This is a genomic window from Faecalispora sporosphaeroides DSM 1294 (assembly GCA_000383295.1).
GTDB lineage: Bacteria > Bacillota > Clostridia > Oscillospirales > Acutalibacteraceae > Faecalispora > Faecalispora sporosphaeroides.
Map to the genome: position 1 here is coordinate 633,022 of KB911066.1, position 12,452 is coordinate 645,473.

Genomic DNA, 12,452 nt, shown 5'->3' on the forward strand with positions numbered 1-12,452 from the left:
CGTCCCCCTTTGATCAGATAAAATCATACCGAACCGCAGTAAAGGCCGCGGATCACGCCTGTGCGCTCTCCGCTTTTTCCCCGCAGTTCAATATCAGTCCTACCGGACAGTGGTCGCTGCCCTGCACCTCTGAATAAATCACGCTGTCTCCGAGCTTTTCCCGCAGCCGTTCAGAAATAAGAAAATAATCAATGCGCCACCCCGCGTTGTTCTGGCGCGCCTTGAACATATAGGACCACCACGTGTAGGCGCCGGTCCGGTCGGGGTACAGCTCGCGGAAGCTGTCGAGAAAACCGCTCGCCAAAAGCTCGGTCAGCTTGCCGCGCTCCTCATATGAAAAACCGGCGTTGCCGATATTGCTCTTTGCGTTTTTCAGGTCGATCTCCTGATGCGCCACATTCAAATCCCCGCAGATAATCACCGGCTTTTTCTCGTCGAGCTGTGTGACATATTCGCGGAAGGCATTCTCCCATTCCATGCGGTAGGGAAGGCGCACAAGCTCGCGCTGGGAGTTGGGAGTGTACACGTTTACAAGGTAGAACAACTCGAACTCCAGCGTGATCGCCCGGCCCTCGCCGGTATGCTCCGGGTGCCGGATATCGTAGCAGACGGAAAGCGGCTCCTTTTTGGTGAACACCGCCGTACCGGAATACCCCTTTTTTTCCGCGGAATTCCAGTACTGAAGATACCCCGGCAAATCCAGCTCCGCCTGGCCCTCCTGCATTTTGGTTTCCTGCAGGCAAAAAACATCCGCGTCCGCCTCCCGGAAAAAATCAAGAAAGCCCTTATTCAGGCAGGCCCGAAGGCCGTTGACATTCCAAGACACAAATTTCATACTGCTTCTCCTTTTGCTGTACAGCAGCCGAAGCTGCCGAAAATCATGCCAATTTTCCGTAACATCCCGTATTTCCTTGCTGAAACCGGACTTTCGGTTTATAATAAACGAATAACAAAGTCATTGGAGGAATTTTAGATGAATCCTGTTGTAACGATCGAAACCGCCGAGGGCGTTATAAAAGTGGAGCTCTACCCCGAGGTTGCACCGAATACCGTGCGCAATTTTCTGTCTTTGGTAAAGAAAGGGTTTTATGACGGCACGATCTTTCACCGCGTGATCCCGGGATTTATGATTCAGGGCGGCGACCCGGAGGGCACCGGCATGGGCGGCCCCGACTACCATATTCGCGGCGAATTCGCCAAAAACGGCTTTCAGAATGATTTAAAGCACACCAAGGGCGTGATTTCCATGGCGCGCTCTTCCCATCCCGACAGCGCCGGTTCGCAGTTCTTCCTGATGGCGGGCGAAGCCCCGTACCTGGACGGCAGCTACGCGGCCTTCGGCAAAATCATCGAAGGGCTGGAGGAGGTTGATCGTATCGTGGCGTCTCCCCGCGATGCGAAAGACCGCCCAAGAGAGGATCAGGTGATGAAAAGGGTGACCGCCGAAACCTTCGGCGTGGAGTACGAGGAGCCCGAAACCCTTCCCTTTTGATTTTTCGTTTATTTCTAAAGAGCGTCTCTGTCGGAGAATCCGGCAGGGACGCTTTGTTTTCCTCCAGCCCCGTTGACCAAAACAACCAGATTTACTATTCAATAGTATAACATTTTTCATAAAAAGTAAAGGATCGATAAAAAAGCAACGCTCTTTTTTATCGATCCTTTTTTGCACCGGAAACCACCGTCTCCGCCGGTGGAGGTACCCTGTTTGCATTCGCTTCGGGCTCCGGGCAAAGCAAATGGCCGTCTATCAGCGCGTGCGGCTGTAACTGCTTTGGCAGTTACAGCCGCACGGGAAACGTGTGGGGGATTTTCAGGGCCTTTTCAAAGCAAGCCGGCAACATCCCCTTTTCGGGCCGGTACACCTCACCGGTTGAACGGGCGGTTTTGATTCTAGGGCGAAACCGCGCAAAGGAGAGGCGGAGCCCAAATGCTCCCCTCTCCTCTTTTGCATGGAAAATATAAGTAAAAATCGTGACTTGCAATCTTATCGAAACAGCGACAGCAGAATACCAGCCGCAACAGCGGAACCAATGACACCAGCGACGTTCGGGCCCATGGCGTGCATCAGCAGATAATTGCCCGGATTCGCCTTCTGCCCTTCCACCTGAGCCACTCTGGCTGCCATGGGGACTGCCGAAACACCGGCGGAACCGATGAGCGGGTTAATTTTCCCGCCCGACAAGAAGCACATCAGCTTGCCGAGCAGAAGCCCGCCGATGGTGCTGAAGCAGAATGCCATGAGTCCCAGGAAAATGATTTTCAAAGTAGCGGGGCTGAGGAACTGCTGCGCTGTTGCGGTCGCTCCGACCGTTACGCCAAGGAAAATCGTCACAATATTGATCAACGCGTTCTGAGCGGTACTGGACAGCCGCTCCGTAACGCCGGACTCTTTAAACAGATTACCCAGCATCAGCATACCGATCAGCGGTGCGACAGAGGGCAGCAGCAAAATGCAGAGGATTGTTACCATGATGGGGAAACAGACCTTCTCCAGCTTGCTGACTTCGCGCAGCTGCGTCATTTTGATCTCGCGCTCTTTCTTGGTGGTCAGCGCACGCATGATCGGGGGCTGAATGAGCGGGATCAGCGCCATATAGGAATACGCCGCAATCGCGATGGACGGCAGAAGATCCGGCGCAAGCTTCGAGGTGAGATAGATTGCCGTGGGGCCGTCCGCACCGCCGATGATGCCGATCGACGCCGCCTCCTGCGGGGTAAAGCCCAGTGCCACCGCCACAATAAAAGCGATAACAATTCCGAACTGCGCCCCCGCACCCAAAAACAGGCTGCTCGGCCGGGCAATCAGCGGGCCAAAATCCGTCATGGTGCCGATCCCCAAAAAGATCAACGACGGGTAAATTCCCAGCTTTACGCCCTGATATAAGTAATAGAGCAGGCCGCCGGCCTGCCCGTTCGCCGGCCCGTCCATCAACCCGATTTCTCCGGCCGGTATGGGCAGATTGATGAGCAGCATTCCAAATGCGATGGGCAAAAGGAGCAGCGGCTCGAATTTTTTAACGATCGCAAAATAAATCAATACGAGTGACAGTACAATCATGACAACGCTTTGACAGGTAAGGGCCGCAAAACCTGAACCCTGAATCAGCTTTTGAATCGCTTCAATAAACAATGTTCTTCCTCCTATCCTATGATCTGTTTTTTTCCGCACGCCTGCTTTCAAATTTGCGGATTCCGGCGGTGAAAATGCGAATTAAGAAGTACAATACCGCCAAAATCCCAAATACGAGAGACATGCAGAAAACACCGACCAATGCGGCTTCCGACACAGTCATTTCAAATCCTCCCTTTCTCTCTTAACGCCATGACCGGCTTACCAAAGGGGAGGGGATGCTCTGTGAGAAGCACCGGAAAAAAGGCGACAAAAAAGAGCGGGATGCTTCACACAGAAGCTTCCCACCCTTAAAGCTCAAAATCTTGAAAACAGAATTCAGAACCGAATCCTGCCCAACCGGTATTTTGTATTTTTCAATTTGTGCTTATTATACTCAAGTTTTCGACAGAAGTCAAGCATTCCCATCAAAATAGATTTTACTCATTGCCCGACTGACAAGGAGAGCACGAAGCCCATGCCGACCTCTTTTACAGAGATTTTTTCATGGATTGCCGCGCGCACGGCAAACGAGGTACAGTGGCAGGGATACAGCCGTCGGATTCCCGCCTCCCCGAAATACCGGATGGTGGCTTTTCCCCTTTCGTTTACCTGAAACAGATGAAAGCCGCCGATCACACCCGTTACTGTTTGAACGCCGCATACTCTTTTTGCCTGCTCTATGATATTGCAGATACCGCTGTGTGAGAGCCTGGCATTCGCCCGATCACCGAGGCTGAATAGAACAAAAAGCACCCTACAAAAAAGTAAGATGCCTTTTGCCGCGGCCGAGAAAGCGCTTCTCTGAAGAAACATTCCCTTTTGAAAAAGCCTTTCTGCCGCGATTCAAACCAAAATTAAGGACACAGAGCGTCAATTACAGCTCTGTCTTCCACAGGCCGTGCAGATTGCAGTACTCATAAACCGCAACCGGCTTTTCACCGTCCTGCAATGTAAATACAGCTTTCGGGGCCTCGCCGGGCTGAAGAGCCGTGCGGTGGCCGCTCGTGGTGGTCAGCAGATAAATCCACTGGATATAGTGCTCCGGCTGCATGGGATGCTCTACACTGCCGACAACAGCAGTAACGGTGTTCCCTTCAACGGTCACAACGGGAACATGCTTCTCGGTAGCGGCATCGGTCGTATTCGCAACCAGCTCGGTCATTTTATCCCCACAGCATACCATGGGAGCGCCGGAACTGAAGATCATTCCAACCAAATTGCCGCAATGCTTACAGATAAAGAATTTTTGTTCCTTGTTCATTTCTTTACTCCTTTCAATTGTCATAAAGCGGTGATTTCGATCACATAAATTATATCTCATTCTGCCGGTAAAATCCACCTGTAACGGCAAAATTCATTTGTAAGGATTGCCAAAATACACGGCTATTTTGTATCCGCCGTTTTCATTTGCTTCGCGACGATCAGCAGGCGCCCGTCCTCTTTGGAATACTCACAGGTTGACAGCAGCAGCAGACGATCCCCGAACGATACGCTTTCGCCGGTTGGATACAGCTCGCGCTTTTCACACGCGGAGAGAAAGGTCTGGAATTCCTTTTCATCCGAAGGGAAGGCGGCCTTTGTGTAATCGAACGCGCTAGGGTCATTCAGCAGCGCTGTGGTTTTGACGACCATGACAATCTGATAAAACCCGTACCGCTCCAGCGTATCAAACAGGATCACCGGATGCGCCTGATAATAGGACTGCCTTTCATACTCCACCAGAGCACCGAACATCCCCTTGTTTTTGGTGTGATGCCCGTAAATCAGCACGTTGCCGCCGGACAAATCGCTGCGGGAATCCGCATATGGAACTCCGTAGGGGCTGTATTGGCGCTGAAAATCGTGATCGAGATAATAATCCGGGTCTTTTGGGGTCTGCATCACCGGATAATTGATCGAGGTGCCCTCAATCTGAATCCACCCGGCCAGATCAGGATTTTGCTTTGCCAACTGACCATACCGCTGGCCGGCTGTTTGGGGAATGACTGCCGGGGAGTAGGGCCCCCCGGCAGTTGATAACGTCTCTGTCGATAGAATACCGCGCAGATCTTCAAATTCCTTGTCAGCCGTCATCTGGCGCTGGTAATCCAAAAACAGGATTGTACCGGAAATCAAGGCCAGAGCGGCAAATAAAACACATCCGACTACAGCCAGACGACGCTTACCCGTCTGTTTACTTATCGTTGGCATGACGTCCCCGTTTTCTCTCTACCAACAGTGAAATCACGGAATACCCCAGGCCGGCTAAAGACAGACCCAGCATCAGCGCCCACAAGGGCGATGCGCCGGTATAACCGGTTTTCGGCCCGAAGGTTTCTTTTCCGCCCTTCGGAACATCATTGTCTGGAATCACTTCAACCGGGTCTGTAGGCGGTGTGGGCTTAATACCGCCCTGAGGCACATCGTTGTCCGGGATAAATTCAGGACGCAGCTTATTGACAAAGCTGAGCTTTGTGCCAAACCCGGAAATACGCACTGTCTGCTCTGCCGGAATCACATATCTGTCCGTTACTCCCGCAACACTGATTTCGCGGACGGTATAGCTCCCGCTGGGTAGTTCGCCAGTCTCAATTTTGCCGTTGGAATCCGTCACAAAGCGCTCTGTATAGGTCTTGCCGTCCGTAATCTCGAAGGTAAAGCCGGATAGCGTACCGTCACCCTCAATGGACTTTTGAATCATAATATACCCGTTAGTAGAACCACCCGGATTTTTGGGCCCGCCGCTGCCACCGCCACCGCTGCCACCGCCACCGGGGTTACCGGGCTTGGTTGGAATTTTATTATTTGTAATTAAAATCGGATTCGTGCTGGTATCCACGGTAACGGTTTCCCCAGCGGTCGTTAGCTTTACGGGAATCGCCTTACCGTTCAGATAGTACCCATCAGGAGCATTGACCTCTTTGATTTCATACTCACCGGGGGCTGCATGGAATGTAAAGTTTCCGTCAGAACCGGAAGTGACAACCTGAAGCGGAGAATTTGAGCCTTTTATAAACAAGCCGATTCTCGCACCGGACAGACCCGTCACTCCGTTCTCTATCGTTTTCTTTCCGGTAATCGTACCTGTTTCATCAGTCTTTACATTCTTAAGGGTGAGAGAATAATGATAGGTGTCTGCCGCGATGGCCACTGCTCCCAACGAGGTAATGTCGTGCTCCGCTGTACCAAAAACAAAATATCGAACTGTTTCATCCGTGATATACCCGGTAGGAGCCTGTGTTTCCTCAACCCGATAAGGCGTACCCTCTTTCAGGAACAAGAAAGTCGCAAATCCCTTATCCGACGTTTTTTTCGTCATTGCCTTCGTTTCATTCAGAACCCATTCTGCTTTGGTATCGTTCCATTCCAAAGGAGTAAATTTAAACTCCGCTCCAGCCAGAGCTGTATTGCTCGAGTCTGTTTTCTTTATTTGAATGAGTCTGATATTTTTTGCAGTTGCATAGCTGTTCATATCAAAGCTGGCGCTACCGCCCGGCCTTTGTTCCCCAGTATTGGTAGAATTATTTTTCCCCCACGTTAATGTGACGTCGTTTGTCATGGAACTGTGCTCGGTATTTTCCAGGAAGTAGGTCTTGAATTTCACAATAAGGGGAGTTGTTTTGTAAGAAGCCGGGATATTAAACGTAAAACCGGTTACAGATGTTTCAATTCTAAAGTTTTTTAGTTCAGTCTCTGGAATCCCGGTTTCACTGTTAATTGTCCCGTTGGGCTGTAAAGTTGCAGAATAGAGCTGAAAGCTATTCTCGTCTAAAGCAAACCAGTTTTCCAGTTCATCTTTTACAGTAGCATTGGACAGGTCGATTTGATCTTTATTTAGCACGATCGTCCAATCGACCCACTGATTACCGTCTGCAAAGGTTCCGCTTTTCTCTACCGGAGGAACCGATACTGTACAATCCGCATGCGCTTCTGCATTGGTAATAGTTTCAGTATCTACCTTACCGTTCAGCTCAACATTGTTTGTGACAGTGTCTGCTTTCGTAAAGAAATTGTCGCGATAATTTTGCGGGTAAGCAGTAGTAAAAGTAAAGACATAGCTGTCGGTGTTTTCTGCTGAAGGCAGAGTAAAGGTCACTGTGCCACGATCCGGCTGTGTAGGCGGAGTCTTATCGTCAGCCTTCCAGTCCTTAGCAGCCGAATCATCCACCGAATAAGGAATGGTGGAACCGTCTTTGAACTGAATTGTGTCACTCGTTACAGAATCCAAGTCATACTTAGTGGTTCCATCTGCTTTGATCCGCTGCGCGGCAGTCAGTGTACCGAAAACAGCGCCGACAGGAAGCTCATCCGTCACCACACCATCCGTAATCGGAACGTGGTTGGGGTTTACCGTCACCTTCCAGGTAACACTGTGATTTAAAAAATCATAAGACCCTACCGCAGCTTTTTGAATCAATGTGTTGGAGATATTCTTCTTGACTTTCCCGGTATCCTTTGTTGTTCCGTTATAATTTAGGGTCGCTTCATTTTTGAGTTCACTATTGCCCTGTTTTGCCAAAATAACTGGATCAACCACTTCGGTGACCAGAGTCAGCTCATACACCTCATCATCGGCAATATCAGGCAGAGAAATAGTAAGAGTCTCATTTGCTGTTCCTGCATTGGCCAACTCATAATAAGGCTTTGTTCCACCAGCAATTGCTTTTTCCTTAATTTCAGTTAAGGCGTTACTGCTGAATTTGATTTTTCCATCTTCTAGCACGGCTGTTTTGTAATTCAGGCTGACAAATTTCTGCCCATACATTCCAAGCTCATCAGTAATGGATACGTTGTTTAAAGGCTGCCCAGCCTGATTCACTGTGAATTTCCAAGTCTGCTGATGCTTCGATTCGTTGTAATCGCCAGCAGGTGCTTTTTTAATCAGCGTATAGTCTGCGTTCACTACTTTATTAACAGAAGCGGAATGATCCCAGTTTCCACCGGTTCCACCTTCACCCTTTTCCCACCAAATCAAGGATGCCTTGTTGTTTAAATTCTTCTGGAACGTGCCGTCTGACCCCAATTTTGCTTCGGTCTGATATTCTATGGTGACTGGGGAGCTTAAGTCGCTGGCAGTAAAGGGAATAATCATAACCGCCTGCTTGGTTGACCCATTATTCACGGTATAATAGACGGCGTTATTTGAACCGACCAATGTTGAAAAGTAGTCTTCCGCAAGCCCGCTATCTAGTAGCTGACTGTAGGTTTTTAAATCAGATGCCGTTTCAGTTATGTCAACCGCATAGACCTCTGTGGTTGTGCTATCTATATCCACTTTAACCTTAACTTGATTCCCGCTCTCCATCTTATACATGTGGGTGTTTTCAATATCATCCACAGAATCAATCAAATAAATCTTATCACTACCCGAAAAATAGGTCTGTGCTGTAATTGTCCAGTCAAAGTATGGTGAATTCAGCGCAGCGCGCTTACCCTCTTTTGTCATAAAAGAGTTAGGCTTATCGGTTGTGCTCTTAGGAAGATTTGCCGTTGCCTTGCTCTCTATCGGGTCGGTTATTTTGTCACCCGAAAGCGTCGCGGTGTTTTCAAAAGATAGCGCATCCCCCTTGAGATATTTTGCGTAATCCTCTTTTGTCATAGTGCTTGGGTCAATTTTAACTGTGACAGTCAATGTCTCGTCTTTTGCCGTGGAAGTATCCGGAAAGATATACTCAAGTACCGGTGGGGTATCTGTTGAGAGGGTATAGTGCTTCCCTTCCGTACCCGGTGTCGTCGTATCCTGTGTCAGTGTTGTCTTGCCCAGCTTTACCTCACTTATTTTCAATCCAGCAGGAATCGTATCCTGAATCTTGGTACCGGCCAAAGTAGCATGGCTGGCAGTTGCTTTGATCGTATAAGTAGCAAAATCGCCGGAAAAGTCTGTGGCTGTTTTCTTCAAGTCATAAGAAGCGGTGGGCTTAGTCACAGTTATACTGACTTTAATTTTTCCGTCCTCCACCGTAATTTCAGGCTCAGCTGTGTCATCATTATCCATAATGATTTTGAGTGCCAAATCCAGGCCACCGGTTACATTTGTATGATTATATACAATCTTACTCAGTGTTCCGACAACCGTTAATGTTTTCTCTGTTTCGTCATATAGAACACTGTATGTTCCAATCTTTAAATCTTTACCAGCTTCGTCTTTCGCAATCAGTTCAACATTGCTTTTTTCCGCACTATCTACATTTTCAAAAATAGAATCATTCACTGGAATGGTAAACTGAAAACCAATCGGCGGAAGCGTTGTATCATCTGCACCTTCAAATGCAGAGTCAGGCTTACTGGTATCATCACCCAAAAAGTCAGCATACTTATCACCAAATAAATGTTCCTTCACCGGTGAGCAATGTAAAATCATATCGAAGATAAAGCGTTTTATCCGCATTCACTACCTTATATTTCAAATCAGCACTGTCAAATGCATCCTCTGTCGGTGTAAGAGAATCTGATAGTTCTGCTTTCAAATCGAGCGTTTTAACTCCGTCGGTATCTGTTTTCCAATTTGGTTTTGCACCCTCCGCCACAAACGGCAGCATCTGCAGCGAAACCAGCAGACACATTGCAGCCGCAAGCACTTTTTTCCCTATCCCTTTTTTCATGGTATAACCTCCTCAAGTACGCTCCGCCTGAATTTAGAAACATGTGACCAATCAGGTGCAAAAGCACCTTCTCATCATTCCTTTATTCATTCTATCGAATGAAAAGAAATAATACAATAATGATTTTTATTTTCTCCGTTATGCTAATTTATATGGTCACAAACTGGTAATTGTAAGTATTTTATTTTGGAAATTCTCTAATTTGTTTGTTAGCTTTTCCAAACAAGCCGGCACTTACGTTTGGGATTCTTCTCTCGGCGTGTCCTGTCTGCCCGATAAAACCGCTCCCCGGCATTTAGAAAACAGAAAGATATTTTTACAAATTGTCTTGCATTTCGGCCGGGATGGAAATACACTAGGAGGGAACGGCGGAATTGCCATTTTCCATTGTCTTTGAAAATCCGTTCGGTAGAAAGCGGCCCGCACCTTTTGCAGGCTCGCGGAGAAGGAATGAAAGTCACCATGGCGCAAAAAAACCAAATCAAAACCGTACTTCTGCATTTCGTTATCGTGCTTGCCCTGCTGCTGTCGGCGGCGGGAATCGGATACCTGCTGCGCGGCCTTGGACTGCCGGAGGCCAACATCGTAATCGTCTTCTTTCTGGCCGTATTATTGACCTCACTTCTGATTTCAAGCTACGTCTTTGCCATTCTGGCATCTGTGCTTGCGGCTTTTCTGTTTAATTTTCTGTTTACCGAGCCCTATTTCAGCTTTGCAGTACATGCGCCCAGCTATATGGTCACCCTGTTCATCATGAGCATTGCGGCTCTGCTCACCAGCACGGTGACGTTCCATGCCAAGCGGAACGAACGAAGCGCAATGGAACGTGAGCTCGAATCCCGTGCGCTTTATGCTTTGACCAATCTGCTGACAGACGCGAAAACCTTTCCCGAAATCGCGGAGCTGGCGGCCGACACCATCAGCAAATCGGTATGCGCGGGCGCGGCCTGTCTGTGCTTTGACGAGAACGGCAAGCCGGAGGATTCCTATATTCAATGCCTGCCGGGGCAGGCGGTGCGGCGCCGTACCGAGGATGTATCGGACCTCTTACAGCGTCTATCTGATTTGGACGCGGGTTTTGTCGCCGGCCCCGTATTTTACGACTGGCCGATTTACGCAAAGGATTCGATTCTGGGACTGATCCGCCTGCCGAGGGAAAAGGCGCAGCGCCTGTCTGCGGCGCAGATTCGGATTCTGCGCTCCATGATCGAAAGCACGGCCCTTGCGATGGATCGCTTTCGCGCCTCCCAGCAGCGGATTCACCTGCATGAGGAAACCGTACGGGAGCGCTACCGGGTTAATCTGCTGCGCGCAATCTCTCACGACCTCCGCACGCCCCTGGCGGGAATGATGGGAACCTCTGAAATGCTGCTCGGGATGACCGACCGCTCCGACCCCCGCTACCCGCTGATGGAAGGAATTCATCACGACGCAGGCTGGCTGCATTCGCTGGTGGAGAACATTCTGAGCCTGACGCGCCTGCAGGACGGCACGCTCGCCATCAGCAAGCAAATGGAAGCCGCCGAAGAAATTCTGGGCGGCGCCGCACGTTACGTCATGCGCCACCACCCCGGGTACGACATTGAGGTTCACGCGCCGGAGGAGCTGTTTCTTGTTCCAATGGACGCGAAGCTGATCAGCCAGGCGCTGATCAATCTGCTGGAAAATGCCATAAAACATACCGACCCGCCCGGCGAAATCTGCGTTTCTGTCGAAGAGGACAGAGAAAACCGCAAGGCCGTCTTTTCCGTACGGGATCGCGGCAGCGGGATCGGGGGCGCCGATCTTCCCCATATCTTTGAGCTGTTCTATACCTCTCACGCAAAGGAATCCGATTCCCGCAAGGGGGTCGGGCTGGGTCTTACGATCTGCGATACAATCGTAAAAGCCCACGGCGGAACCATCTGGGCGCGCAACCGCGCCGACGGCCCCGGTGCGGAGTTTGTATTCAGCCTGCCATTGGAGGTGGAAACCCATGGGTGAAGCCACTCATAAAATTCTGGTCGTGGAAGACGACAGGCAAATTCAAAGCTTTATCGGCTATGCGCTTGAGCAGGACGGTTTTTGCTCCCTGAGCGCAAACTCCGGGCACAGCGCCATGAGCCTGTTGATCTCTGAGCCGATCGAGCTTTTGCTGCTCGATCTGGGTCTGCCGGACTGCGACGGCATGGAAATCATCAAACGGGTGCGCGAGTGGTCGGACATGCCCATCATCGTCGTTTCCGCCCGGGATCAGGACAGAGAAAAGGCGGCGGCACTCGACGCGGGCGCGGACGATTACCTGACGAAGCCGTTTTCCGCCACTGAGCTGCTGGCGCGTATCCGCGTGGCCATCCGGCATTTGCGCAGGCAGAGCGGCGAAAAACCGCAGGCGGTATATCAGGTGGGAGAACTGAAAATCGATATGGAGAAACGCCTGACGTATCTTCAGGGAGAAGAGCTTCATCTGACCCCCATGGAATACAATCTGCTGGCCCTGCTGTTTAAAAACTGCGGCAAGGTGCTCACGACGCAGTATATCATTCGCGAGGTATGGGGCGTCGGCTATGGCAGCGACACCCAGGCTCTGCGCGCGCTGATGGCCGCGCTGCGCCGCAAGATTGAAAAAAACCCGGCAAAGCCGCGCTACATCGTAACAGAAATCGGCGTGGGGTACCGGCTGGTGGACGAATAACCGCCGCGTAAAAAGCGGGTGATCTCCTTCGCCCGCGGCGGAGAGAGAGAAAATCACCGCAGCTGCACAAAGCCCCTGAAAGCGG

General features: G+C 50.2%; 10 protein-coding genes, 1 pseudogene and 1 other annotated feature. Of the genes and pseudogenes, 3 read left to right on the forward strand and 8 right to left on the reverse strand.

Annotated features, from left to right (window positions below):
• Positions 1-52: 52 nt before the first annotated feature.
• The gene (locus G340_RS0103220) at positions 53-835 is read right to left on the reverse strand and encodes an exodeoxyribonuclease III (RefSeq protein ID WP_020072222.1); all 783 of its coding nucleotides are present in this window, start codon (positions 833-835) and stop codon (positions 53-55) included.
• Between the two features lie 138 nt (positions 836-973).
• On the opposite strand from G340_RS0103220, the gene G340_RS0103225 reads away from it, so the two are divergent.
• The gene (locus G340_RS0103225) at positions 974-1,492 is read left to right on the forward strand and encodes a peptidylprolyl isomerase (protein ID WP_020072223.1); all 519 of its coding nucleotides are present in this window, start codon (positions 974-976) and stop codon (positions 1,490-1,492) included.
• A gap of 492 nt (positions 1,493-1,984) precedes the next feature.
• On the opposite strand, the gene G340_RS0103230 is transcribed toward G340_RS0103225, so the two are convergent.
• The 7 genes and pseudogenes from G340_RS0103230 to G340_RS17745 all read right to left on the reverse strand — a co-directional run bounded on the left by G340_RS0103230 (position 1,985) and on the right by G340_RS17745 (position 9,693).
• Positions 1,985-3,130: a sodium ion-translocating decarboxylase subunit beta gene (locus G340_RS0103230; RefSeq protein ID WP_020072224.1), complete on the reverse strand. Its 1,146-nt coding sequence runs from the start codon at positions 3,128-3,130 to the stop codon at positions 1,985-1,987.
• Between the two features lie 16 nt (positions 3,131-3,146).
• On the reverse strand, positions 3,147-3,293 hold the full coding sequence (locus G340_RS18560; RefSeq protein WP_020072225.1) for an OadG family protein: 147 nt from the start codon (positions 3,291-3,293) through the stop codon (positions 3,147-3,149).
• Positions 3,294-3,408: 115 nt separating this feature from the next.
• Positions 3,409-3,471 (reverse strand) — a sequence feature (sodium ion sensor (DUF1646 type); this cis-regulatory element may regulate processes involved in with the transportation of sodium ions).
• Between the two features lie 82 nt (positions 3,472-3,553).
• Positions 3,554-3,817 (reverse strand): annotated as a pseudogene (locus G340_RS0103240) (MBL fold metallo-hydrolase); the annotation flags it as partial.
• 169 nt (positions 3,818-3,986) lie between these two features.
• Complete coding sequence (locus G340_RS0103245) at positions 3,987-4,373, reverse strand: desulfoferrodoxin family protein (protein WP_020072227.1); 387 nt, start codon at positions 4,371-4,373, stop codon at positions 3,987-3,989.
• Positions 4,374-4,495: 122 nt separating this feature from the next.
• Entirely contained in the window at positions 4,496-5,302 is an 807-nt protein-coding gene (locus G340_RS0103250) for a class B sortase (RefSeq protein ID WP_081626915.1), read from the reverse strand.
• Complete coding sequence (locus G340_RS0103255; protein ID WP_177309636.1) at positions 5,286-9,452, reverse strand: SpaA isopeptide-forming pilin-related protein; 4,167 nt, start codon at positions 9,450-9,452, stop codon at positions 5,286-5,288. Before G340_RS0103255 ends, G340_RS0103250 begins: the two co-directional genes overlap by 17 nt.
• Complete coding sequence (locus G340_RS17745; RefSeq protein ID WP_020072230.1) at positions 9,409-9,693, reverse strand: hypothetical protein; 285 nt, start codon at positions 9,691-9,693, stop codon at positions 9,409-9,411. Before G340_RS17745 ends, G340_RS0103255 begins: the two co-directional genes overlap by 44 nt.
• A 462-nt stretch (positions 9,694-10,155) precedes the next feature.
• Here G340_RS17745 and G340_RS0103265 point away from each other — a divergent pair, with 462 nt between their 5' ends.
• Positions 10,156-11,676 (forward strand): ATP-binding protein, encoded by a 1,521-nt coding sequence (locus tag G340_RS0103265; protein WP_027103844.1) that lies wholly within the window; start codon positions 10,156-10,158, stop codon positions 11,674-11,676.
• Positions 11,669-12,367: a response regulator gene (locus tag G340_RS0103270; protein ID WP_020072232.1), complete on the forward strand. Its 699-nt coding sequence runs from the start codon at positions 11,669-11,671 to the stop codon at positions 12,365-12,367. Before G340_RS0103265 ends, G340_RS0103270 begins: the two co-directional genes overlap by 8 nt.
• Positions 12,368-12,452 lie beyond the last annotated feature (85 nt).